This window comes from Actinomadura sp. WMMB 499 (genome assembly GCF_008824145.1).
Lineage (GTDB): Bacteria > Actinomycetota > Actinomycetes > Streptosporangiales > Streptosporangiaceae > Spirillospora.
The window spans coordinates 8,443,375-8,466,981 of sequence record NZ_CP044407.1; the positions used below are offsets into that span (position 1 = coordinate 8,443,375).

The following is a 23,607-nucleotide window of genomic DNA, read 5'->3' on the forward strand; positions in this document are numbered from 1 at the left end:
CACCCCCACCCCCACCACCGGAAAGGAGCCGGCGATGGTGCGTTACCTGATCCAGCGGATCGCGCAGTTCGCGCTGGTCATCCTGGGTGCCACCGCCGTGGTCTTCGTCGCGATGTACGTCGCGACCGACCCGGCGCGCACCGCGCTGCCGGTCGGGACGCCCGAAGAGGAGATCGAGGCGTTCCGGCGGCAGCTCGGGCTCGACGAGCCCCTGCTCGTGCAGTACCTGTCCTTCCTCTGGGACGCGCTCCGCGGCGACTTCGGCACCTCCATCTGGCTCGGCGAACCCGCCCTCGACCTCGTCCTGGAGAGCCTGCCCGCCACCGCCGCGCTCGCCCTGCCCGCGACCCTGATCGGCGTGCTGCTCGGCGTCGGCTGCGGCGTCCTGGTGTCGATGCGGCCCGGCTCGTGGCTCGACAACGCCGTCAACGTCCTCGGCTACGGGCTGATCTCGCTCGCCGAGTTCTGGCTGGCGATCATGCTGATCATGCTGGTCGCGGTGCAGTTCGGCCTGGTGCCCACGGCCGCGCTGCCGGGCCACCCGGCCAGCCTGATCCTGCCGGTCGCGATCCTCGCGATCCGCCCGTTCGCGCACCAGACGCAGATGATGCGCTCGTCGATGATCGCCGAGCGCGGGCGCCAGTACGTCACGACGGCCCGGTCGAAGGGGCTGTCGGAGACCCGGGTCGCGCTGCGGCACATGCTCCGCAACGCGGCCATCCCCTCGGTCACCCTCGGCGTCTACGAGCTCAGCCGGCTGTTCGTCGGGACGGCCGTCGCCATCGAGATCGTGTTCGCCTGGCCCGGCATCGGACGGCTGGCCGCCGAGGCCCTCGAACGCGGCGACATCTTCGTCGTGCAGGCCGTCGTGGTGGTCGCGGTCGTGGTCGTCGCCTCCCTCAACCTGGTCGCCGACCTGCTGAGCTTCTGGCTCGACCCGCGGACGCGCACCGAGGTGCGCCCCGCGAAGGTCGTGCGCTCGCCGAAGGGAGCGACCCTGTGAGAGCACGGGAACTCATGCGCGCGCTCGCGCGGGAACCGTTCATGGCCGGGGTGCTCGTCCTGTTCGCGGCGCTCTGCCTGCTCGCCTTCGGCGCGCCGCTGCTGTTCGGCGACCAGGCCACCGCCGTGGACGTGACGCGCCGCCTGCAGGCGCCGTCCTGGCTCGGCGGCGACGGCGGCGTCCTCGGCACCGACCAGCTGGGCCGCCCGCTGTGGATCCGGCTGGCCGAGGGGCTGCGCACGACGCTGCTCGTCGGGCTGCTCGCCGTCCTGGTCGGGGCGGTGACGGGCGTGACCGCCGGGCTCGCCGCCGGCTTCTACGGGCGCCGGGTGGACGCGGTCATCATGCGGCTCGCCGACGTCCAGATGTCGTTCCCCGCCCTGCTGCTCGCCATGACGATCGTGGCGATCGCGGGCGGCGGCATGATCGTCATCGTCGGGGTGCTCGGCCTCAACTCCTGGATGATCTACGCGCGGCTCACCCGGAGCGTGGTGCTGCGCTTCCGCGGCAACGACTTCGTCATCGCGACGATCAACCTCGGCGCCACCCCGCGCCGGGTCATGTTCGGGCACCTGCTGCCGAACGCGCTGCCGCAGGTCGTCTCGATGGCGACCCTGGAGGCCGCGCGCCTCATGCTGGCCGAGGCGACGCTGAGCTTCCTCGGCTTCGGAGTCCAGCCGCCCGCCATCTCGATCGGCACGATCCTCGGCGAGGGCCGCGACTACCTCACCAACCAGTGGTGGGTCTCCACGTTCGCCGGGATCCTGCTGGCCCTCGCCGTGCTGTGCGCCAACCTGCTCGGCAACTGGGCGCAGCGCGTCTCCGATCCCCTCACCAAGCACGAGATGGAGACGAGCGCATGACCGACGGCACGAGCACCCTCACCGGGGCCGAGACGACCGGCGGCCCCGCCCCCGACGCGCTGCTGGACGTGCGGGACCTGCGGGTGACGGTCGGCGGCGGGGCCGCGGTTCCCGTCGCGGACGTCTCCCTGCACGTCCGCGCGGGAGAGCGCGTCGGGCTCGTCGGGGAGTCCGGCTCCGGCAAGAGCGTCACCGCGATGGCGGTCGGCCGGCTGATCGAGCACCGCGGCGGCCGGATCGACCCCGCCTCCCGCATCCTGCTGGACGGCGAGGACCTGGTCACGGCGCCGTCCCGGCGGATCCGCGAGGTGCGCGCCCGCCGGATCGGCATGATCTTCCAGGACCCGCTGTCCTCGCTGAACCCCGTCTACACGATCGGCGACCAGATCGGCGAGGCGGTGCGCGCCGCCGACCCCGCCGCCGGCCGCAAGGCGGCGCGGGCGCGTGCCGTCGACCTGCTCGGCCACGTCGGGATCGCCGACCCCGGCCGCCGGGCCGGCGCCTACCCGCACGAGTTCTCCGGCGGCATGCGGCAGCGCGCCATGATCGCGATGGCGCTGGCGGGCGAGCCCGAACTGCTCATCGCGGACGAGCCGACCACCGCGCTCGACGTCACCGTCCAGGCGCAGATCCTCGAGCTGCTGGACCGGCTCGTCGAGCAGGACCGGCTCGCGATCCTGCTCATCACCCACGACCTCGGCGTCGTCGCCGGCTTCACCGACCGGCTCTACGTCATGTACAGCGGGCGCATCGTCGAGTCCGGCCCGACCGACCGGGTCTACGCCCGGCAGTCGCACCCCTACACCCACGGCCTCATCCAGGCCGTGCCGCGGCTCGACCATCCCCGCGACGAGGAACTGCCGGGCATCCCGGGCGCGCCCCCGCCCATCACCGAACGCCCCGGCGGCTGCTCGTTCCATCCGCGCTGCCCGCTCGCCGCCGACGCCGCCGGGTGCCGGACCGAACTCCCGTCCCTGCTGCCGATCCCGTCCGAGGACCCGCCGGAGGGCCCGTCCGGCTCGCACGCCCGCTGCCACCGCACGTCCGAACTGGACGGCGTCCGGACGGCCGCGCTCCGCGTCGTGGAGGCGCCGCGGGAGCAGCCCTCCGGCGCCGGGGACGGCACGCCCGTCCTGGAGATCAAGGACCTGGTCAAGGAGTTCGGCGGCGGGCTGCTCTCCCGCCGCGGCGGCCACCGCGCGGTGGACGGCGTCAGCTTCGGGGTCGGGCGCGGCGAGACCCTCGGGATCGTCGGCGAGTCCGGCAGCGGGAAGTCCACGATCGCGCGCTGCGCCCTGCGGCTGGAGGAACCCACCGCCGGCACCGTCACGTTCCGGGGCGACGACGTCACCGCGATGAACCGCGGGCGGCTGCGGGAGCTGCGGCGCCACGTGCAGATGGTCTTCCAGGACCCCTACGCGTCGCTCGACCCGCGCCGGCGCGTCGCCGCCTCCCTCGCCGAGCCGCTCCGCATCCACGGCATGTGGGACGGCGCCGAACGGGGCCGCGCGCGGCTGGTGGAGCTGCTGGAGATGGTCGGCCTGCACGCCGCCGACCTCGGCAAGTACCCGCACCAGTTCTCCGGGGGCCAGCTCCAGCGGATCGCGATCGCCCGCGCGCTCGCGGTCGGGCCCGCGCTGATCGCGTTCGACGAGCCGGTGTCGTCCCTGGACGTCTCCACCCAGGCCGAGATCATCACGATGCTCGAGCGGATCCAGCGCGAGACCGGCACCTCCTACCTGTTCATCGCGCACGACCTGGCCGTCGTCCGGCACATCAGCGACCGGATCGCCGTCGTGCACCGCGGCCGGATCGTCGAGCTCGGCGACTCCGACGACGTCTGCCACCGCCCGCGCGACACCTATACCCGGACGCTGCTGTCCGCCGTCCCGATCCCCGATCCGGCCGCCCGGAGGCGGCCGGCGCACGAGAGCGAGGAATCCGCCGGATGACCGACCCCGCCACATCGTGGGAGGGCCTCACCATCGGCCACGAGTACCCGCCGATCCCGCTGGGCCTGTCCCGGGCCAAGGCCGCCGACTACGCCGCCGTCGTCGGCCGGGGCCGCGACCCGTACGGGCCGGACGGCGTCGCGCCGCTCAGCCTCGACACGCTGATCCCGGTCAAGGAGGCGGTGCACCTTCCCACGGGCACCGTGCACGCCCGCGAGTCCATCGAGTTCCACTCCCGCCCCGACCTCGACGACGACCTCCAGGTGCGGGTGTCGATCGCCGACAAGTTCGAACGGCGCGGACGCCTGTACGTCGTCGTCGAGCACGCGGTGCGGGGCTCCGGTGGCGAGCGGGTGCTGACCGCCCGCAAGACGTTCGTCTGGCCGCCCGCCGAAGGGACGCGCTCATGACCGCGATGGAACCGGTCCGCTTCGTCGTGACGCAGGAGATGCTGGACGACTTCGGCCGGGTGGGCGGCGGATCCGGTGCGATCCACACCGACCCCGAGGTCGCCCGCCCGCTGTTCGGCGGGACGATCGCGCAGGCGATGTTCCTGCTGGACCCGGTCGTCCAGCGGATGGTCGGGCTGTCCGGTCTCGACCTGTGGTACGCCCGGGGGCGGCTCGAGGCGAAGTTCGTCGGGAACACGCTCGCGGGCGAGACCGTCACGATCGTCGGGACCGTGACCGGCACCCGGACCGACGGCGGCGTCACCATGGCCGACTGCCGCTTCACCGCCACCGCGGGCGACGACGAACGCACCGTGCTCGTCGCCGAGGCGACCGGACCGTTCGTCGGACCCGCACCGACCGCAGCACAGGAGGACGCATGACGACGGTTCCGCTCGCGCGGCTCCGCGACCTGACCGGCACCGAACTCGGCCCCACCGGCTGGCAGGAGGTCGGCCAGGACCGGATCGACGCCTTCGCCGACGCCACCGGCGACCACCAGTGGATCCACACCGACCCCGGACGCGCCGCGTCCGGCCCGTTCGGCGGCACCGTCGCCCACGGCTACCTGACCCTGTCGCTGGTCGCCGCGTTCATGCAGGAACTCCTGCGGGTGGACGGCGCGAACGTCCGGATCAACTACGGGCTCGGCAAGGTCAGGTTCCCCGCCGCGCTCCGTGCCGGCTCCAGGGTCCGGGCGCGGCTGGTCGTGCGGGACGTCGACGAGCGCCCCGACGGGACCGTGCAGGCCACCTATGCCGTGACCGTCGAGGCGGACGGGTCGGCGAAGCCCGTCTGCGTCGCCGAGGCCATCTCCCGGTATGCCGAATGAAGGGCGACACCATGCGGGACGCCGTCATCGTCGCAGCGGCGCGATCACCCATCGGGCGGGCCCGGAAGGGCTCCCTCGCGTCCGTCCGGCCCGACGATCTGGCCGCCGCCATGGTCGACGCGGCGCTGGCCCAGGTCCCCGGACTGGACCGCGACCAGATCGACGACCTCTACCTGGGCTGCGGCCGGCCCGGCGGCGAGCAGGGGTACAACATGGGACGGGTCGTGGCGGTGACGCTCGGCCTCGACCGCGTCCCGGCCGCGACGGTCACCCGCTACTGCGCGTCCTCCGTGCAGACCACGCGCATGGCCTTCCACGCCGTCCGGGCGGGCGAGGGCGACGTCTTCGTCTCCGCCGGCGTCGAGTGCGTGTCCCGGCTGGAGGCCGGATGCAGCGACTCGATTCCCGGCACCAGGAACCCCGCGTTCGACGACGCCCGCGAGCGCACCCGGCGGCGCGGCGAGGAGGGCGCCGGAGACTGGGAGGATCCGCGGGCCGCCGGGTTCCTCCCGGACGTCTACATCCCCATGGGGCAGACCGCCGAGAACGTCGCGCGGCTTCACGGCGTCACCCGGAGGGAGCAGGACGAGTTCGCCGTCCGCAGCCAGAACCTCGCCGAGAAGGCCGCGGCCGACGGATTCTGGCGGCGGGAGATCACCCCGGTGACCCTGCCGGACGGCCGGGTCGTCGACGCCGACGACGGGCCGCGCCCGGGCACCACGCTGGAGAAGGTCGCCGCCCTGCCGCCCGTCTTCCGGCCGGACGGGACGGTGACCGCCGGGAACTGCTGCCCCCTCAACGACGGCGCCGCCGCGCTGGTCGTCATGAGCGCCGCCAAGGCCGCCGCCCTCGGGATCGCGCCGCTCGCCCGGATCGTCGCCACCGGCGTCTCCGGCCTGTCGCCGGAGATCATGGGCCTGGGGCCGGTGGAGGCGAGCCGGCGGGCCCTGGCCCGGGCCGGCATGTCGATCTCCGACATCGACCTCGTGGAGATCAACGAGGCCTTCGCCGCGCAGGTCGTCCCGTCCTACCGGGCGCTGGGCGTGGACATCGACCGCCTGAACGTCAACGGCGGCGCGATCGCGGTCGGGCATCCGTTCGGCATGACGGGCGCCCGCATCACCGCCACGCTGCTGAACTCGCTGCGCACCCATGACCGGTCGACCGGGCTGGTCACGATGTGCGTGGGCGGCGGCCAGGGGATGGCCCTGATCATCGAACGTCTCGGCTGAGCGGGCCGCGGCCGGGGTTTGCGCCTGGTCGGGGCGATGGAAGAATATGATTCGTGTGAGCGAGAACTCGACTTCCGGGCCCGTGGACGACACCGCGACGGACGACATCGCGAGCCGGATCGCGCAGCGCACCCTGGCCAAGCGCGGGGCCGCGTACACGAGCGAGGTGCGGCGCCTCCTGGACGCCGCGCTCGAGGTCATGAAGGAGCGCGGCACGGCGTCGCGCCCGCGCGTGGCCGACATCGTGGGCGCCGCCGGGTCGTCGAACGAGACGTTCTACCGCCACTTCCGCTCGAAGGACGCGCTGGTCGCCGCCCTGCTCGAGGACGGGACCGAGCGGCTGTACGGCTACGTGGCGCACCAGATGGCCAAGGAGCCGGCCCCCGACGGCAAGGTGCGGTGCTGGGTCCGGGGGGTGTTCTCCCAGACCCGCGAGGACATCGCCGCGACCACGCGCGCCGTCCTGTGGAACGCGGGCGCGGCGAGCGAGATGATCGGTGCCACGCCGGCGATCGGCAGCGCCCGCCTGGCCGAGCTGCTGCCCGGACCCTTCCGCGAGCTCGGCAGCGCCGATCCGGTCTTCGACGCCTCGCTCGCCGCCCACGCGACCTTCGGCAAGCTGGGGGACTACGTGTGGAGCGGGACCGAGCCGTCGGAGCGCGACCTGCGGCGCATCACCGAGTTCTGCCTCCGCACGATCGTCCCGGCCGGAGCGGAGGGGGAGGCGGGCGACCCGCACGCCGCGCGGGCGCTGTGACCCCGCCGGGCCGGGGCCCGGCGGGGCGGCGGCTCAGCGGCCGAAGGTCCGGATCGTGGCGATGACCGAGAGGCGGTCGTCGCTCCCGGAGTCGCGCAGGACGGCCCGTCCGAGCCCGCCGCCGAGATGCGCGGTCGCGACGACCGGGCCGACGCGGACGGGCTGCAGGTAGCGGAGCCCGAGCGAGGCCACCGTGTCTCCCGGCGCCAGCGACAGCGCCGCCTCCTCCGCGACCAGGGCGAGGAGCCCGCCGTGGACGGTCCTGGAGGAGTTGAGGCCGTCCTCGGAACGGTGCAGGACCGCCGTGCCGGGTTCCCCGCGCCGGCAGCCGGCCCGCTCGGCGAGCGGGACCGCGAGCCGCCGCCGCGGCGGCGGGGCGTCGATGCTGAGGCGGGCGGGGAGCCGGACCGCCGGGTCGGGCGCGAGCATGAACGAGCCCGCCGCCATCGCGACGGGCTCGCCGTCGCCGGACACGAAGTCGACCCCGGCCACGAAGATGGAGCGCCCCGCCTTGACGGTCCGGGCGATGCCGCGCACCGTCCCGGCCGCGGGCCCGGGAGCGTACAGGTGGACGTCGAGTTCGATGGTGACCGGGACGCGGGGGTTCATGACGCGGGCGGCGAGGAGCCCGGTGAGGTTGTCGGCCCACGCGGCGAGGACGGACGTCCGCAGGTGCGGCGTGCCCGGCGCGTGCATGTGCGGGGTGACCTCGGCCGTGCCGTGCAGCTCCTCGCCCGCCTCCACGGCCGACAGGCCGAGCTCGCTGAGGATGTGGCCCCGGCCGTCCCGGTCGGTGCCGACGCTCACCGCGGTGCCTCCGTGCCCGTCCGCCGACTCCGCCGTCCGGTGCCCATGGCGCCCCCCAGGGGTAGAATCTCGTTCTCTTCTATGAGAACTCATTCTCACACGCGGGCGCCGCCGCGGACGGCCTCGGCCCCGTGGAGCTCGTCACTCCGCGGGGCCGAGGGTCGTGCGGTCGGATCAGTGCTGCGGTCGGATCAGACGCGCCGTCGGATCAGTCGAAGTAGTTCGGCTGGGATTGGGCGTTCAGCACGTCCAGCCGGACGCGCTTGGCCTTGTCGGTGCGCGGGTCCCGGAGGTCGATGACGTCGAGTCCCCGCTGGATGCCGTTGGAGTAGATGTAGCCGTTGTAGTAGTACGTCGACCACGATCCGGCCAGGTACTCCAGGTTGTCGGCCCACTCGCCGCGGTCGAACCAGGCGATCTCCTTGGGCCTGCGCGAGTCGGTGAAGTCCATCACCGAGATGCCGCCCTGGTACCAGGCCTGCACCATGATGTCCTTGCCCTTCACCGGGATCAGCGAGCCGTTGTGGGCCACGCAGTTCTCGTTCTCGCTGTTCTGGCGCGGGATCTTGTAGTAGCTGCGGAACTCCAGCTTGCGGTGCTTGCCCTTGCCGACGATGTCGTAGATGGCGTTGGCGCCCTTCTCCGGCCCGATCTCCGCGTTGCAGGTGGCCGCGGAACCGCCGCCCAGCTCGTCGGTGAAGACGATCTTGGACGCGCTGTTGTTGAACGTCGCCGAGTGCCAGAACGCGAAGTTCTCGTCGTCCCGCACGCTCGTGATCGTCCGGGGCTTGAGCGGGTCGGAGATGTCGAACAGCACGCCGTCGCCCATGCAGGCCCCGGCCATCAGGTCCTTGTCGGGGTAGGCGGTCAGGTCGTGGCAGCCCGAGGTGGCCCTGGTCTGGCCGGGCCACGGCGTGCCCGGCGGGTCACCGGGGTTGCCGCCGTCGGGGAACAGCACCGGCTCCGCCGCCACGTGCGCCCACTTCGGGTACTTCAGCGGCACCTTCACGATCGAGATGAGATCGTGCGGGGTCTTGCAGTCCGGGTAGGTGTCGCTGGGGGAGTATGAGGACACGTAGATGTAGGCCGTGCGCTTGCCCGGGACGAGCGTGTTGGTGTGCGAGCCGCACTTGGTCTCGACGGCCTTGACGTAGCGCGGGTTGCGCACGTCGCTGATGTCGAAGATCTTGATGCCCTCCCACGCCGACTTCTCGGTCGCGGGCTTGGGCGTCGACCGGCACGAGTCGTCGCTGCGCGAGCTGTCGGTCGACAGGAACAGCAGGTCCCCGGCGATCGACACGTCGTTCTGGGAGCCCGGGCAGTGCACCACGCTGACGACCTTCGGCCGCTGGGGCCGGCTGATGTCGTAGACGGTGAAGCCCTCGTAGTTGCCGCCGAAGGCGTACCGGCCCTTGAAGGCCCAGTCGGAACCGTACGCGTTCGGCGCGGCGAGCGGCCCCTGCTTGGGGATGTTCGCCAGGTGGTGCATGTTCCGGGTCTTGCTGATGTCCTCCGCCGGCGGAACGCGGTCGGCCGAGGCCCCCGGAACGAGCAGCGCCGAGATCATCAGCGCGATGCTCGAAAGGGCACCGAAGAGTATCCCGCGCCCGGTTCTTCGCTTGGGAGCTGACGCCACCCTGACTCCTTCGTCTGCATGGCCCCCGATGACAGATTTCTATACTCCTTAGGAGTATGTAGTGTTTCGGGAGTGGTGTACAGGCCTGCTCGCGAACCGGGGGACGTGTGATCAACAGCCCCTTTTCCTGGGGCCCGTTCCGCGGCTACCGTTCGAGTCTCCGGTCGGGCGTGGGAGGTTCGATGCGGCACCGGATCACGGTGGCGGGCATGGCGGTCGTGCTGGCCGCCGGCGTGCTGGCGGCGTGCGGCGGCGTCGACGAGCCGGAGGCGGCCCCGCCGCGGACCGTGCTGGTGCCGGGACGGCCCGGCGAGGCCAACCGGACCGAGGTCGCGGGCCCGCGCGAGGCCGCGCAGCCGACGGCGGACGAGGTCGAGTTCGTCCAGATGATGATCCCGCACCACGCGCAGGCGCTGGAGATGTCCCGGCTGGCGCCGGACCGGGCGTTCGACGAGCGGGTGCGGTCGCTGGCCTCCCGCATCGACGTGTCGCAGAAGGCCGAGATCGCGATGATGAAGTCGTGGCTGGACGAGAACCCCAAGGCGGTCCTGGAGGCCCACGGCGAGAACCACGGCGGGCGGCACGCCGACATGCCCGGCATGGCCACGCCGGAGCAGATGGAGCGGTTGGAGGAGGCGCGCGGCGCCGCGTTCGACGAGCTGTACCTCACGCTCATGATCACCCATCATCAGGGCGCGCTCACCATGGTCGACGACGTCCTCGACAAGGGCACCGACGTACCGATCCAGCAACTCGCCCGCGACGTCCAGTCCGGCCAGGCCGCCGAGATCGGCCGGATGCGGGAGCTGCTGGCGGAGTGACGGCCCGGGGCCGCCGTCCCGGGGCCGCGGCCCGGGGGAACGGCGGAGTCCCGGAACCCGCGGGCTCCGGGACTCCCTTCGGGCGCTCCGTCAGCAGCTGTTGAGCATGCCGGTGAGGGCGCTCTTCTCGGCCGAGTCGACGCTGAGGCCGTAGCGCCACTTCACGTCGATCCACGACCGGGCGTACATGCAGTGGAAGGACGTGCGTGACGGCTTCCACTCGGCCGGGTCCCGGTCGCTCTTGGACTGGTTGACGTTGTCGGTGACGGCCCACAGCTGCGAGCTGCCCAGGTCGTTGGCGAACGCCTGGCGGCGGGACGTCGTCCAGCCCGACGCCCCGGACCGCCATGCCTCGGCCAGCGCCACCATGTGGTCGATGTCGATGTCGGACGCGCGGGTCCAGGTGGCGCCGTCGTACGGGCTGTACCAGGAGCCGCTCGTCGGGTAGCAGTCCGAGCCGACCGTGACGTTCTGGCCGTCGCGCTTGAGGACCGTCTCACGGGTGCTGCAGTTGGAGCCCTGGTCGATCCAGTGCGGGAACTTCTCGCGGTCGTAGCCGCTCATCGACCCCTCGGCCCGGACGGTGAGGGCGGCGAGGTGGCCGCGGGCGGTGGACTCGCCCGGAGGCGGCGGGGGAGCGGCGGCGGCCGGGGACCCGGCGGCCACGAGGGCGGTGGCGGCGGTGGCCACCAGGGCGGTCACGGCGGGGAGTCTTTTCACGGGAGACCTCTCGACGGGGGGATTCAGGCGCAGCGTCTCCTATGTCCGTTATGCATAAACGTCGAGATGTAAAACGCGAAATGTCTGGTTACTTACGGTGCGTGATGACCCGTGCGAGGTCGTGACGCCCGATATTTCGGACCGTTTATTGAGACGAATTCGGTCCGCCCGAAAATGGATCGGCCGAGGACGTTCCCCACCTGCGGCGGGCAGCAAGGGAGCGTGAACGGAAACGGGCGCGGGGAACGGCTCCGGGAAAGCGGGCGGGGGCGTTCCGCAGGGGCGGCTTCCGCCGATCCGGTGGAGGTGCTCCGCGGCATGCGCGCTCGCAGGGCGGGCACGGTGAAGAAGATCGTTCGTGGCCGGTCGCGGCGGCATGCCGCAGGCCCGCGCCGTACCACGCCGACCGGGGGAGGGGCAGTGGCAGGGGGGCACTTGGCGGGCGGCGCGGGGGCCGCCGGGCCGCCGTGCGGCGCGTCCGGCCGGACGGCGCCGTCCGTCCCGGCCCTCCTCCCGCCGCGCGCTCCGGACGGTTCCCCCGCCCGCCTCGCCGGCGCCGCCCGCCGCGGCGGCGGGAGGACCGCGCGATGACCCTGCAGCAGCTCTACGTGGTGCTGCTGATCGGCGGCGGGGTGCTGCTGGCGAGCATCACCGCGGCGCGCGTCGCGTACCGGGCGGGGCTGCCCAGCCTGGTGTTCTTCCTGGCCGTCGGCGTCATCATGGGCGAGGGCGGGCTGGGGCTGCGGTTCGACGACGCGCAGCTGGCGCAGGCGCTGGGCACCGGCGCGCTGGCCCTCATCCTGGTCGAGGGCGGTCTCACCACCCCGTGGAGCGGCGCGCGGCGGCTGCTGGCCCCGGCCGGGGTACTGGCCACCGCCGGCGTCGGCGTCTCGGTGCTCCTCACCGCGACCGGAGCGCACCTGCTGCTGGGCATGGAGTGGCGCCTGGCCCTGCTGCTGGGCGCGATCGTGTCGTCCACGGACGCCGCGGCGGTGTTCGCCGTCCTGCGGGCGCTGCCGCTGCCGCCCAAGCTCAGCGGCCTGCTGGAGGCCGAGTCGGGGTTCAACGACGCGCCGACCATCATCCTCGTCCTGGCGTTCAGCAGTACCGCCACGGGGCTTCCGGGGCCCGGACACGTCTTCGCCGAACTGCTGTACCAGCTGGTCGTGGGCGCCGCGCTGGCGCTGGTCATCGGATGGCTCGGGGTCGTCGCGCTGCGGCGGATCGCGCTGCCCGCCACCGGCCTCTACCCGCTGGCGACCGTGGGGTTCGGGGTCGTCGCGTTCGCCGGGGCCGGGGCGGTCGGCGCCAGCGGGATCATCGCCGCGTACCTGGCCGGCGTGGTGCTGGGCAACGCCCGGCTGCCGCACCGCGGCGCCTCCCGGTCCTTCGCGGAGGGGGTCGGCTGGCTGGCGCAGATCGGCCTGTTCGTCATGCTCGGCCTGCTGGTCAGCCCCGCCCGGCTGCCGGAGGCGGCGGTGGCGGCGCTGGTGGTGGGCCTGGTCCTGCTGCTGGTGGCGCGGCCGGTCTCGGTCCTGGCCTGCCTGATCCCGTTCCGCGTCCCCTGGCGCGAGCAGGCGTTCCTGTCCTGGGCCGGGCTGCGCGGGGCGGTGCCGATCGTCCTCGCCACGTTCCCGATCGTCGCCGGGGTCGAGGGGGCGTGGGAGCTGCTGCACATCGTGTTCGTCCTGGTCATGGTGTTCACGCTCGTCCAGGGGCCCAGCCTGCCGACGGCGGCGCGGCTGCTGCACCTGATCTCGCCCGGGCAGGCCCGCGAGCTGCAGGTCGAGGCGGCGCCGCTGGACGTGCTCGGGGCCGACCTGCTCACGCTGACCGTCCCGCCAGGCTCCCGGCTGCACGGCGTGGAGATCGCCGAGCTGCGGCTGCCCGCCGCCGCCTCGATCACGCTCATCATCCGCGCGGGCGCCGCCATGGTCCCGGCCCCCGACACGCGCCTGGCCGAGCGGGACGAGGTCCTGATCGTCGCCACCGAGGCGGCGCGGGACGCCGCGGAGCGACGGCTGCGCGCGGTGGGCCGCCGGGGGCGGCTCGCCTACTGGCTCGGCGAGTACGGCGACCGGGACGGAGAGCCCACGTGATCCCTGACGGATCCCCGACGGCCCGGGCCCCTCCCCGCGGTCAGGACCGGCAGTTCCGCTCCCGGTCGGCCCGGACGAGATCGGCGGCCGCTCCCGGGGACGGCGAGGCCAGGAACTCGCGCAGGCCCGTGTGCTGGACGCACCGGCCGCCGTCCAGCACGGCGACCGTGGCGGCCGCCCGCCGCACCGCGGCGAGATCGTGCGTGACCAGGAGCAGCGCCGCGTCCGCCGGGAGCAGGCCGGGGAGTTCGTCGAGCACCCGGTCGCGGGTCGGCTCGTCCAGCGCCGAGGTCACCTCGTCGCACACCAGCAGGGCGGGACGGGCCATGAGCGCCCGTGCCAGAGCGCAGCGCTGCAGCTGGCCGCCGGAGAGCGCGGCGGGGAGCCGGCCGAGCTGGGCGCCGTCCAGGCCGAGGCGGGCGGCGACGCCGCGCGCCTCCGCCTCGGCGGCGGCCGGGGGCAGGCCGCGCAGCAGCCGCCCGGTGGCGGCGATCTGCGACAGCACCGGGCGGTGCGCCTCGAAGGACTCGGCGGCGCTCTGGTGGACGTACTGGACGGCCCGGCGCCCGGCCGCGGACCGGCGCCCGACCCGGCGCGCCAGCCGGACGCCGTCGTGCGCGACGGCGCCCGCGGTGGGCGGGGTGAGCCCGGCCAGCACCCGTCCGAACGTGGTCTTGCCGGCCCCGGACGGGCCGATCAGCGCGGTCGCGGTGCCCGGCGGGAAGGACAGCGAGACGGGCCCGGCCAGCGGCGACCGCCCGGTGCGGCGGCGGACCGCGACGTCCGCCGCGGTCACGCCTGCCGCGGACCGGGCGGTCACCGCCGGTGCCGGGCGGGGCGCCGCGCGCCGTCCGGACGGGGCGTCGAGCACGCGCTCCGGCGGTCCCTGCGCCACCGCGCGCCCGTGCTCGAGCACGGTCACGTGCGCGGCGAGCCGCCGGACGAGCGGCAGGTCGTGGGTGAGCAGCAGCAGCGCGGTGCCGTCGGCGGCGAGAGCGTCCAGGCGGTCGCCGAGCGCGGCGGCGGTGACCGGGTCCAGGCCGCTGGTGGGCTCGTCGAGCACCAGCAGCCGCGCACCGGTGACCAGCGCGGACGCCAGTGCGGCCCGCCGCTGCTGACCTCCCGAGAGCTGGTGGGGGAAGCGGCGCGGGAACTCCGGGCCGGGCAGCCCCGCCGTCGCCAGCGCCGCCCGCGCCGCGGCCCGCCGGTCCGGCCGGGCGCGGTGCCGGAGCGCGGCGAGCTCGGCGAGCGGGCCGCCGATGCGGCGGACCGGGTCCAGGACGGTCTCCGGATGCTGCGGGAGGTGCCCCGCCGTGCCGGTGCGCAGGACGCGGCGCCGGGGCTCGGGCGCGGCGAGCAGGTCGGCGCCGTCCAGCCGCACCTCGCCGCCCAGCCGGATACCCGGCCGGGAGGCGCCGAGCGCGGCGAGCCCGAGGGTGGTCTTGCCGCTGCCGGACGGCCCGACGACCGCGGCGATCGTGCCCGCGGCGACGGTCAGTCCGACCCCCTCCAGCAGCGGGACGCGCGCGGCGTGCGCCGACAGGGCGCGGATCTCCAGCAGCGGTGCGGTCACAGGGGGGTCCTCCGGTTCGCCAGCGCGCGGTCGACCAGCAGGTTGGCGCCGACGCACAGCGACATCAGCAGCCCGGCGGGCACCAGCACCGCCGCGGGCTGCGTGAACAGCGCGTCGGCGTTGCGCTCGATGAGGACGGCCCAGTCCGGTGACGTGGCGGGCAGCCCGAGCCCGAGGAAGTTCGCCGACGCCAGCAGGTACAGCACGATCGCGAACCGGGCGCCCGCGTCCGTCGCGATCGGCGCGGCGAGTTCGCGGGCGAGATGGCGCAGGTGGACGTACCACCAGCCGTGCCCCTGCATGCGCAGGGCCTCCACGGTCGTCCGGGCGGCCGGGGCGAGCGCGGCGCCGCGCACCAGCCGGGCGATCGGCGGGATCTGCAGCGTCCCGGCGGCGGCGAGCAGCCAGAGCCGGCCGCGGTGGTCGGTGGCGGCGAGCGTCATCAGCACGAGCAGGCCGGGCAGCGCCAGCAGCAGGTCCAGCGACCGCATCACCAGCTCGTCGACGAGCCGCCGCGCGCCCGCCGCCAGCAGGCCCAGCGGCACCCCGGCCGCGTAGCCGAGCAGCAGCGCCCCGGCCGTGGTGCCGAGGACGGACGGGCCGCCGTGCAGGACGAGCGCGAGCACGTCGCGGCCGAGCAGGTCGGTGCCCAGCGGGTGGCCGCCGCCGGGCGGCTGCGAGGGCAGCGCCGCCGTGCCCGGCGGCGGGTCGGCGGGGCCCGCCACGAGCGGCCCGGCCACCGCGAGCAGCAGCGGCACCCCCAGCAGCGGCACCGCGAGCGGCGGCGGCCCGAACCGTCCCCGGCGCGGGCGGAGCGCCCGCCGCCCCGCCCCGCCCTTCACGCCGTCACCTCCCTGCGCGGCGCCAGCCGGTGGGACACCAGGTCCCCGGCGAGGTGCACCGCGACGGCCGTCCCGGCGAACAGCAGCGCGTACGCCTGCACCAGCGGGACGTCGCGGTTCTGCACGGCCTCGACGAACCCCGTCCCGAGCCCCTGCACGCCGAACAGCGCCTCCACCAGCACGGCGCCGCCGAGCAGCCCCTCCACGCAGCGCGCGAACTGCTGCGCGGCCGGTCCCAGCGCGTTGGGCACGACGTGCCGCAGGACCACGGTGCGCTCGCGCATGCCCAGCAGCCGCAGGTGCTCGGCGAGCGGCGCGTCCCGCTGGGCGGCGACCCCGGCCCGGATCTGCCGGGCCAGGTCGCACAGCTGCCGGGCCGCCAGTACCGCCACCGGCATCACCAGGACGGCGGGCTGCGCGAGCAGCGCGGTGCCGTTCAGCCCGACCGCCGTGGCCGGGAGCAGCCCCGTGGCCAGCGACAGCGACGCGATCATCAGCAGCCCGAGGACGAACTCGGGCACCGCGTGCAGCAGGACGGCCGCGGCGTTCAGCAGCCGGTCGAGGCGGGTGCCCTCGCGCAGCCCGGTGACGACACCCAGGAGCGGCGCGAGCGTGACCACGAGGACGAACGCGGGCGCGGCCAGCACCAGCGTGTCGGTGAGCCGGCGGCCCAGCTCCGCGGCGACCGGGACGTTCGTCAGCAGCGACCGTCCGAGGTCGCCGGTGAGCAGGCCGCCGAGCCAGTCCCCGAACCGGTCCGGCGCGGGCCGGTCCAGCCCGAGCCGCTCGCGGAGCGCGGCGACCTGCTCGGGCGTGCCCTGCTCGGCGAGCAGGACGCCCGCGGTGTCGCCGGGCAGCAGCGTCCCGAGCGCGAAGACCGCGACGAGGACGACCAGGCACTGGACGACCGCGAGCAGGCACCGCCGGGCGGTGTAGCGGCCCACCTCAGCCGAGGGCGACCCGGTCGAACCTGGCCCAGTCGTGGGAGTTGGGCGGGGCCGCCCGCAGCCCGCGCACGTCCGCGGAGATCGCGTCGTTGGCGTCGGAGAAGCCCCACACGACCAGGCCGGACTCGTCGCGCGCGATGCGCTGGGCGCGGTGCAGCAGCTCCGCGCGGGCGGCGTCGTCGCGGGTGGTGCGGGCCCGGTCGAGCAGCTCGTCGAACTCACCGGACGCGAACCCGGTCAGGTTCCGGGCGGCGCCCCCGCGCAGCCGCTGCTCCAGGAAGGTCGTGACCGGCAGGGTCGAGGTGGTGTTGAACGCGGCGACGCTCCGGCGCTCCTTCATCTCGCTGAAGTACGTCGGCGCCGCGAGGGTGTGCGGGACGACCTTCAGCCCGATCTCGCCGAGCTGCCGGGCGATCAGCGCGGCGGCCGGCTCCCACGCGGCGTCCAGCGTGCTGGTCTGCAGCGGGACCTCCAGGCCGTCCGCCCCCGCCTCGCGGACGAGCGCGCGGGCGCGGTCGGCGTCGCGCTCGCGCGGCGGCAGGTCCGCCGGGTAGCCGTCCAGGCCCTTGCCGAACAGGTCGTTGCCGGGCTCGCCCTGCCCGGCCAGCGCGATCCGGGCCAGCGCCGCCCGGTCGATGCCGAGCTGGAACGCCTCGACCAGCCGCAGGTCGGAGAACGGTTCGCGGCCCCGGCTCAGCAGGATCTGCTGCGCGGTCGCGCGCGGCGCGCTCAGCAGCCGCGCCGACTTCTCGCCCTTGAGCCGGTTCACCGCGGCGCCCGCGAGGTCGGCCGCGTAGTGCACCTGCCCGGACAGCAGGGCGTTGACCCGCGCGGCCTCCTCGTTCGCGGGCACGATCTCCAGCTCGGCGACCCTCGGGACGGTGTCCCAGTGCCCGTCCCAGCGCTTGAACAGCGCCGGGCCGCCGGGCGTGAAGGAGCCGAACCGGAAGGGCCCGGAGCCGACAGGGTTCCGGAAACTCGTCGTGCCCGTCGGGAGGACCTCGGTGCCGACGCCGGCGAGCGCGCGCGGGAACCCGAAGTCGGCCTCCTTCAGCACCAGTGTCAGCTCCCGCGGCCCGCTCGCCCCGCTCGCGGCGAAGTCGACCGCCGACATCAGCTGCTGGGACGGCGACCCGGTGCCGGGGTCGGCGACCCGCCGGTAGGTGAAGAGGACGTCCTCGGCGGTGACGGGCGCGCCGTCGTGGAACCGCGCCTCCCGCAGCCGCACCCGCCACCGCTTCCCGGACGCGTCGCTCTCCCACGACTCGGCCAGCCGCGGCCGGATCGACATGTCGTCGCCGAACGTCGCGAGCGTGTCGAACATCGCCTTGGCCCGGACCTGGTCGACGAAGTTGGGCGCGACGTGCGGGTCCATCGTCTCCTGCGAGCCGCCCGCGGCGAACGCGGCCCGGAACCGCCGGGCGCCGTCCCCGCCGCCGGAGCCGCAGCCGCCGAGCAGCCCGGCCGCCGCGATCGCGCCCATCCCCGTGAGGAGGCCGCGCCTGCCGATGCCCCGCGCGAGATCGTCCGGTACCTGGACAGGCCTGTTCATCGGATCCTTCCCGGGGTGTCCTCGCCCCTGGCCGGCGGATGCGACGGGCCAGTCTCCTGACTCCCGGATCGACGCTCGCCCCGGCCTTCCCGCCCGCGTCCGCGGGCCGTGGCCGTGTTCGGGGTCCGCTCACCGGTCACAGTGGCGGGACCGTGCCGGATTCGCACCGGCTTCCTGGTCCCCGTCGCCTTTGCTCGGCCATTGTGGCGCAGGGTCGATCCCTTGGCGTTCACCGGGGGAGGGTCGGAAAGGGCGTCGGCGAGCCGGTGCCGGGCGGGTCTTGTGTCCGGCGTGTGTCGTGAGTTACGTTTCTGCGGCAGTCAATCGATTGAACGGAGTGAAACGTGACCGTGGAGCCGACTCTCACCGGGCGCCGGATCCTGGTGACCGGTGCCGCCGGGGGCCTCGGGAGGGCGGTGGTGGAGCACCTCGCCCGGGGCGGTGCCCGGGTCGCCGCCGCCGACCTGCGCGCGCCGGACCCGCACGCGGCCGGCGACGCGGCGGCCGGTGAGCTCGGCGCGGCGGTGTCGCTGGCGGCCGACCTCGCCGACCCCGACCAGGCCCGGGCGCTGCCCGGCCGGGCGGCCGAGGCGCTCGGCGGGCTGGACGGGCTGGTGAACTGCGCCGGCGTCATGCAGACCAAGGCGCTCGCCGAGCTCACGCCGCAGGAGTGGGGGCGGGTCGTCGACCTCAACCTGACGTCGGTCTTCCACGTCGTCCAGCGGGCCGCGGCGCTGATGGAGGACGGCGGGGCGATCGTCACGCTCGCGTCGGTCGCCGCCCGGTCGGGACGTCCGAACGCGGCGCACTACGCGGCGTCCAAGGCGGCGCTGCTGTCGCTGACCAAGTCGGCGGCGCTGGCGTACGGCCCGGCCGTCCGGGTCAACGCGGTGTGCCCCGGCGTGTTCATGACGCCCATGTGGGAGGGGATCATCGCCGAGCGCGAGCGCAGGTTCGGCGGCGGGGCGGGCCGCGCCTACCTGGACGAGGTCACGGGGGCGACCGCGCTGAAGCGGGACGGGCGCCCCGAGGAGCTGGCCGCCGTGGTGGCGTTCCTGCTCAGCGACCTCGCGTCGTACGTGACCGGCCAGGCGATCAACGTCGACGGCGGACTGGAGATGGACTGATGAGCGGTCACGGGTTCCGGCTGCTGTCCGCGCTGTACCGCGACGAGCCGATGGTGGGGATCTGGTCGCCGCAGGACACCGTGGGGGCCTGGCTGCGGACCGAGTCGGCGCTCGCCCAGGCGCAGGCGGACGCGGGGCTGCTGACGCGGGACGACGCGGACGCCATCAGCGCCGCGTGCCGCACCGAGCTGATCGACATGGACCTGCTGTGGGAGCGGTCGCGCACCGTCGGCTACCCGATCCTGCCGCTGATCCGGCAGCTCGCGGGCCACCTGCCGCAGGGACCGGACGGGCGGGTCCACTACGGCGCCACGACCCAGGACATCATGGACACCGGCCTGGCCCTCCAGCTCGTCCGGTCCTGCGACCGGCTGATCGAGCTGGCGGTGCGGTTCGGGGACGCGCTCGCGGAGCTGACCGGCGCGAACGCCAAGGTGGTGATGGCCGCGCGCACCCACGCGCAGCAGGCCGTCCCGACGACGTTCGGGGCCAAGACGGCGGTGTTCCTCGGAGAGGTGGCCCGCGAGGTCGCCGAGGTCCGCCGGGTCCGCGCCGACGTCGGCGTGGTGTCGCTGTTCGGCGCGGGCGGCACCAACGCGGCCATGGGCGAGGACGGGCCGCGGGTGCGGGGCGGGGTCGCGCGGCGGCTCGGGCTCGCCGACACCGACGTGCCGTGGCACGTGGCGCGCGACCGGGTCGCTCGGTTCGGCCAGGCGTGCTCCCTGCTGGCCGCCACCTGCGTGCGGTTCGCCCGCGAGGTGGTCGACCTGTCCCGGACGGAGATCGGGGAGGTCGGCGAGGAGGACGGGCACCACCGCGGCGCGTCGTCGACGATGCCGCAGAAGGTCAACCCGATCTACTCCGAGGCCGCCATCGGCTACGGCGTCGCGGCCTCCGGGGCGTCGGCCCTGCTGGGCCGGGCGATGGAGGCCGGGCACGAGCGCAGCGCGGGGGAGTGGCAGGTCGAGTGGCTCGCGGTGCCCCAGGTCGCCGAGTACACTGCCGCGGCCGTCCGGCTGGCCGGTGACACGGCGGGCTCCCTGCGGGTGTTCCCCGACCGGATGCGCGCCAACGTGGAACTGGACGGCGGCCTGCTGATGAGCGAGGCGCTGATGATGCGGCTCGCCCCGGCGCTGGGCCGCGAGCGTGCGCACGACCTGGTGTACGCGGCCGCCGCGCGGGCCCGGGCCGAGGGCGGCGACCTGGTCGCGACGTGCGTGCGCGACCTGCCCGACGAGGTCCGCGCGGCGGTCGGCCCGCTGCGGCTGGACCCGTCGGACTATCTGGGCGAGGCGATGTCGGTCGCGGCCGGCGCGCTGCGCGAGTGGAAGACCGCCCGCGACGAAGGAGGGAAGCAGTGATGGACGACACGGAGCGGCGGCTCGCCGACCTGCACGCCATGTGGCGCATCCGGGCGCTGGAGGAGAAGATCCGCGAGCTGCGGATCGGCGGCGAGGAGATCGTCGGGTCGGTGCACCTGTGCATCGGCCAGGAGGCCGGGCCGGTGGGCGCGTGCACCGAGCTCGGCCCGGACGACGCCCTGTTCGCGACCTACCGGGGGCACGGCTGGGCGCTGGCCCGCGGCGTGCCCGCCGAGGGGATCATCGCCGAGTGCGCGGGACGCGCGACGGGCGTCAACGGGGGGCGCGGCGGGTCGGCGTACTTCACCGCGCCCGAGCACGGCTTCCACGGCGAGAACTCGATCGTCGGCGCCGGGCTCCCGATCGCGGTGGGCGCCGCGCTCGCCGGGCGGTTCGACGGCGCCGGGCGCGTCGCGATGACGGTCTGCGGGGACGGCGCCCTGAACCAGGGCGCGTCCCACGAGGCGCTGAACATGGCGGCCGCGTTCAGGCTGCCGGTCGTGTTCGTGTGCGAGAACAACTACTGGTCGGAACTCACCCCGATCGACGAGATGGTCGGGGAGCCGGAGCTGTGGCGCCGCGCCGCCGGGTACGGCATGGCCGGCGCGCGGGTGGACGGCAACGACCCGGACGCCGTGCGCGCCGCCGTGCGGGAGGCCGTGGAACGGGGCCGCTCGGGCGGCGGACCCACGCTGCTGGAGCTGATGACGCAGCGGCTCGTCGGCCACTACATCGGGGACGTCGAGCAGTACCGGCGCCCCGGCGAGCTGGACCGGGCCCGCGAGGCGGAGCCGATCGCCCGGCTGACCGGGGAGCTGGAGGCGGCGGGCGTCCCGGCCGCCGCCGTCGAGGACGCGCGGTCGCGCGCCCGCGCCGAGATCGAGCGGGCCGCCGCGGCCGCGCTGGCCGCCCCGCTCGCCGACCCCGAGACCGCGAAGGACCACGTCTATGCCTGAGACCACGCAGCGGCCCGCCGCCGAGGCGCCCGTCGCCGAGACCCGCAAGCTGAAGTACGGCGAGGCCGTCAACGCGGCGCTCGCCCGGCTGCTCGCCGAGGTGCCCGATTCCCTGCTGTACGGGGAGGACGTCGGCAAGCCGGGCGGCGTGTTCGGCGTCACCCGCGGGCTGCGCCGCAGGTTCGGCGACCGGGTGTTCGACACCCCGATCAGCGAGGCCGCGATCCTCGGCAGCGCGGTCGGCGCGGCGCTCATGGGGGCCCGCCCGATCGTCGAGATCATGTGGGCCGACTTCTCCCTGGTCGCGCTGGACCAGCTCGTCAACCAGGCGGCGAACGCCCGGTACGTGTCGCGCGGCGCGGCGCCCGCGCCGATCGTCGTCCGCACCCAGCAGGGCAACGCGCCCGGCGCGTGCGCGCAGCACTCGCAGTCCCTGGAGGCGCTGCTCCTGCACGTCCCGGGGCTGCGGCTGGCGATGCCGCGGACCGCGCAGGACGCCCACGACGTCCTGGTCGCCGCCGTGCACGCCGACGACCCGGTGATCGTCGTGGAGAACCGGTCGCTGTACTTCGGCGACAAGGCCGAGGTCGACCTGGGCGGCGCGCCGCGCCCGATGGGCTGGTCGCACCTGCGCCGCGCGGGCCGCGACGTGACCGTCGTGAGCTGGGGCGCGGTGGCCGGGCAGGCGCTGGCGGCGGCCGAGAGCCTGGCGGCGCGGGGCGTCGAGGCCGAGGTGCTCGAACTGACCTGGCTGAACCCGGTCGACATGGACGCGGTACTGGCGAGCGCCGCCCGCACGCGGCGGCTCGCCGTGGTCCACGAGGCGAACGTGACGGGCGGCTTCGGCGCCGAGATCGTCGCGCGCGTCGCGGAGGCCGGCATCGGGCTGGACGCGGCGCCGGTGCGGATCGGCGCCCCGGACGTGCGGATCCCGGCGGCGCCGGGACTGGCGGCCGCGGTGCTGCCGGCGGCCGGGCCGATCGCGGCCCGGATCGCCGCGATGACAACGGCCTGAACGGCCGACCCACCCCTAGTCAATCGTTAGAACGGAGGTGCCGCGGATGGCACGGAGGCAGACGCTGGCGGCCGCTGCGGCGGCGCTCGCGATGGCGGCGCTGGCCGCGGGCTGCGGTCAGGCCGGCGAGTCGGAGGCCGCGGCGGACAAGGGCGAGCTCACCGTCGGGGTGTCCACCCTGGGGCAGAGCTTCCCCTTCCCCGCCGCAGTCACCAAGGGCATCAAGGCCGAGGCGGAGCGGCTCGGCGTCGAGATCATCGAGGTGGACGCCCAGGGGCAGGCGCAGAAGCAGTCCAGCGACATCCAGGACCTCATCGGCCAGGCGCCGGACGGCGTCCTGCTGCTGCCGGTCGACTCCGGCGTCGCCGCCGGGATGGCCGACAACCTGAAGCGGGCCGACATCCCGACCGTCGCGGTCGCGTCGCAGGTCGGCGACCCGAAGTCGCGCGACCTCACCGACGTCTACCCGGGCCTGGTCGCCCTCGCGACGCAGGACGAGTACGCCGCCGGGCGCACGGCGGGCGAGCTGGCGCTGGAGGTGCTGCCCGACGGCGGCGAGATCGCGGTCGTCGAGGGCGCCGCCGGGTTCGCCGAGACCCACCAGCGGTACCGCGACTTCGAGAAGCCCGCCGAGGAGAAGGGCGTCGAGCTGAAGGTCGTCGCCCGGCAGCCCGGCGACTGGCTGCCGGAGAAGGCGCAGTCGGCCTGCCAGAACATGCTGGCCGCGCACCCCGGCGTCGAGCTGTTCTACGCCGAGAGCGACGACATGGGCGTCGGCTGCGCCAAGGCGGTCGAGGCGGCCGGCTCGGACGCGGCCGTGATCGGCGTCGGCGGCTCCAAGCTGGGCATCGACGGTGTCAAGAGCGGCGACCTGTACGGGACGGTCTGCTACAAGCCCGAGGACCTCGGCGCGCGCGCCATGAAGGTGCTGCACGAGCAGCTCACCGGCGCGAAGAAGTACGACGCCGAGTTCGTCACCTACGAGACCCCGGCGATCACCGAGGACAACGTCGGCGAGTGCGCGCCGCAATGGTGAGGCCCGCCGCGGTGGACGCGAACGCGA

Annotated in this window: 22 protein-coding genes and 1 riboswitch; of the genes, 15 read left to right on the forward strand and 7 right to left on the reverse strand. The window is 74.7% G+C overall.

Annotated features, from left to right (window positions below):
- Positions 1–34: 34 nt before the first annotated feature.
- Genes F7P10_RS38560 through F7P10_RS38595 form a run of 8 tightly spaced genes read left to right on the forward strand, consistent with a single transcriptional unit; the run spans position 35 to position 7,088 of the window.
- The gene (locus tag F7P10_RS38560) at positions 35–1,003 is read left to right on the forward strand and encodes an ABC transporter permease (protein WP_151016954.1); all 969 of its coding nucleotides are present in this window, start codon (positions 35–37) and stop codon (positions 1,001–1,003) included.
- Positions 1,000–1,866: an ABC transporter permease gene (locus tag F7P10_RS38565; protein ID WP_151016955.1), complete on the forward strand. Its 867-nt coding sequence runs from the start codon at positions 1,000–1,002 to the stop codon at positions 1,864–1,866. The genes F7P10_RS38560 and F7P10_RS38565 overlap by 4 nt, the downstream gene beginning before the upstream one ends.
- Positions 1,863–3,818: an ABC transporter ATP-binding protein gene (locus F7P10_RS38570; RefSeq protein ID WP_151016956.1), complete on the forward strand. Its 1,956-nt coding sequence runs from the start codon at positions 1,863–1,865 to the stop codon at positions 3,816–3,818. The genes F7P10_RS38565 and F7P10_RS38570 overlap by 4 nt, the downstream gene beginning before the upstream one ends.
- On the forward strand, positions 3,815–4,228 hold the full coding sequence (locus F7P10_RS38575; RefSeq protein ID WP_151016957.1) for a MaoC family dehydratase: 414 nt from the start codon (positions 3,815–3,817) through the stop codon (positions 4,226–4,228). Before F7P10_RS38570 ends, F7P10_RS38575 begins: the two co-directional genes overlap by 4 nt.
- Positions 4,225–4,650 carry a MaoC family dehydratase gene (locus F7P10_RS38580; protein WP_151016958.1) on the forward strand — a complete coding sequence of 142 codons (426 nt, stop codon included), beginning with the start codon at positions 4,225–4,227 and terminating at the stop codon, positions 4,648–4,650. The genes F7P10_RS38575 and F7P10_RS38580 overlap by 4 nt, the downstream gene beginning before the upstream one ends.
- A complete protein-coding gene (locus F7P10_RS38585) occupies positions 4,647–5,099 on the forward strand; it encodes a MaoC family dehydratase (RefSeq protein WP_151016959.1) in 453 nt (150 codons plus the stop codon). The genes F7P10_RS38580 and F7P10_RS38585 overlap by 4 nt, the downstream gene beginning before the upstream one ends.
- Before the next feature lie 11 nt (positions 5,100–5,110).
- Complete coding sequence (locus tag F7P10_RS38590) at positions 5,111–6,331, forward strand: acetyl-CoA C-acetyltransferase (RefSeq protein WP_151018572.1); 1,221 nt, start codon at positions 5,111–5,113, stop codon at positions 6,329–6,331.
- A gap of 55 nt (positions 6,332–6,386) precedes the next feature.
- Complete coding sequence (locus F7P10_RS38595; protein WP_254716240.1) at positions 6,387–7,088, forward strand: TetR/AcrR family transcriptional regulator; 702 nt, start codon at positions 6,387–6,389, stop codon at positions 7,086–7,088.
- A gap of 33 nt (positions 7,089–7,121) precedes the next feature.
- Here the strand turns inward: F7P10_RS38595 and F7P10_RS38600 are convergent, their stop codons facing one another.
- Together F7P10_RS38600 and F7P10_RS38605 are read right to left on the reverse strand one after the other, a co-directional pair.
- Entirely contained in the window at positions 7,122–7,895 is a 774-nt protein-coding gene (locus tag F7P10_RS38600) for a hotdog domain-containing protein (protein ID WP_218040262.1), read from the reverse strand.
- Positions 7,896–8,103: 208 nt separating this feature from the next.
- On the reverse strand, positions 8,104–9,462 hold the full coding sequence (locus tag F7P10_RS38605; protein ID WP_254716241.1) for an LVIVD repeat-containing protein: 1,359 nt from the start codon (positions 9,460–9,462) through the stop codon (positions 8,104–8,106).
- 251 nt (positions 9,463–9,713) lie between these two features.
- On the opposite strand from F7P10_RS38605, the gene F7P10_RS38610 reads away from it, so the two are divergent.
- Entirely contained in the window at positions 9,714–10,352 is a 639-nt protein-coding gene (locus F7P10_RS38610; protein WP_151016962.1) for a DUF305 domain-containing protein, read from the forward strand.
- A 90-nt stretch (positions 10,353–10,442) separates the two neighbouring features.
- On the opposite strand, the gene F7P10_RS38615 is transcribed toward F7P10_RS38610, so the two are convergent.
- Positions 10,443–11,054, reverse strand: coding sequence for an HNH endonuclease family protein (locus F7P10_RS38615; protein ID WP_254716242.1), 612 nt, complete (start codon positions 11,052–11,054; stop codon positions 10,443–10,445).
- Positions 11,055–11,659: 605 nt separating this feature from the next.
- Between F7P10_RS38615 and F7P10_RS38620 the strand changes: the two genes are divergently transcribed.
- The gene (locus F7P10_RS38620; protein WP_151016963.1) at positions 11,660–13,171 is read left to right on the forward strand and encodes a potassium/proton antiporter; all 1,512 of its coding nucleotides are present in this window, start codon (positions 11,660–11,662) and stop codon (positions 13,169–13,171) included.
- Between the two features lie 40 nt (positions 13,172–13,211).
- Here F7P10_RS38620 and F7P10_RS38625 read toward each other — a convergent pair whose 3' ends face one another.
- Genes F7P10_RS38625 through F7P10_RS38640 form a run of 4 tightly spaced genes read right to left on the reverse strand, consistent with a single transcriptional unit; the run spans position 13,212 to position 18,085 of the window.
- Entirely contained in the window at positions 13,212–14,744 is a 1,533-nt protein-coding gene (locus tag F7P10_RS38625; protein WP_151016964.1) for an ABC transporter ATP-binding protein, read from the reverse strand.
- Positions 14,741–15,586, reverse strand: coding sequence for an ABC transporter permease (locus tag F7P10_RS38630; protein WP_151016965.1), 846 nt, complete (start codon positions 15,584–15,586; stop codon positions 14,741–14,743). The genes F7P10_RS38625 and F7P10_RS38630 overlap by 4 nt, the downstream gene beginning before the upstream one ends.
- Positions 15,583–16,530: an ABC transporter permease gene (locus tag F7P10_RS38635; RefSeq protein WP_151016966.1), complete on the reverse strand. Its 948-nt coding sequence runs from the start codon at positions 16,528–16,530 to the stop codon at positions 15,583–15,585. Before F7P10_RS38635 ends, F7P10_RS38630 begins: the two co-directional genes overlap by 4 nt.
- Before the next feature lies 1 nt (position 16,531).
- Complete coding sequence (locus F7P10_RS38640) at positions 16,532–18,085, reverse strand: ABC transporter substrate-binding protein (RefSeq protein WP_151016967.1); 1,554 nt, start codon at positions 18,083–18,085, stop codon at positions 16,532–16,534.
- A gap of 49 nt (positions 18,086–18,134) precedes the next feature.
- A riboswitch (cobalamin riboswitch) is annotated at positions 18,135–18,264 on the reverse strand.
- A gap of 165 nt (positions 18,265–18,429) precedes the next feature.
- Between F7P10_RS38640 and F7P10_RS38645 the strand changes: the two genes are divergently transcribed.
- Genes F7P10_RS38645 through F7P10_RS38665 form a run of 5 tightly spaced genes read left to right on the forward strand, consistent with a single transcriptional unit; the run spans position 18,430 to position 23,580 of the window.
- On the forward strand, positions 18,430–19,212 hold the full coding sequence (locus F7P10_RS38645; RefSeq protein WP_151016968.1) for an SDR family NAD(P)-dependent oxidoreductase: 783 nt from the start codon (positions 18,430–18,432) through the stop codon (positions 19,210–19,212).
- A complete protein-coding gene (locus tag F7P10_RS38650; protein ID WP_218040263.1) occupies positions 19,212–20,573 on the forward strand; it encodes an adenylosuccinate lyase family protein in 1,362 nt (453 codons plus the stop codon). The genes F7P10_RS38645 and F7P10_RS38650 overlap by 1 nt, the downstream gene beginning before the upstream one ends.
- Positions 20,573–21,529, forward strand: coding sequence for a thiamine pyrophosphate-dependent dehydrogenase E1 component subunit alpha (locus F7P10_RS38655; protein WP_151018576.1), 957 nt, complete (start codon positions 20,573–20,575; stop codon positions 21,527–21,529). The genes F7P10_RS38650 and F7P10_RS38655 overlap by 1 nt, the downstream gene beginning before the upstream one ends.
- A complete protein-coding gene (locus F7P10_RS38660) occupies positions 21,522–22,544 on the forward strand; it encodes an alpha-ketoacid dehydrogenase subunit beta (protein WP_151016969.1) in 1,023 nt (340 codons plus the stop codon). The genes F7P10_RS38655 and F7P10_RS38660 overlap by 8 nt, the downstream gene beginning before the upstream one ends.
- A 46-nt stretch (positions 22,545–22,590) precedes the next feature.
- Complete coding sequence (locus F7P10_RS38665) at positions 22,591–23,580, forward strand: sugar ABC transporter substrate-binding protein (protein ID WP_151016970.1); 990 nt, start codon at positions 22,591–22,593, stop codon at positions 23,578–23,580.
- Positions 23,581–23,607: the final 27 nt, after the last annotated feature.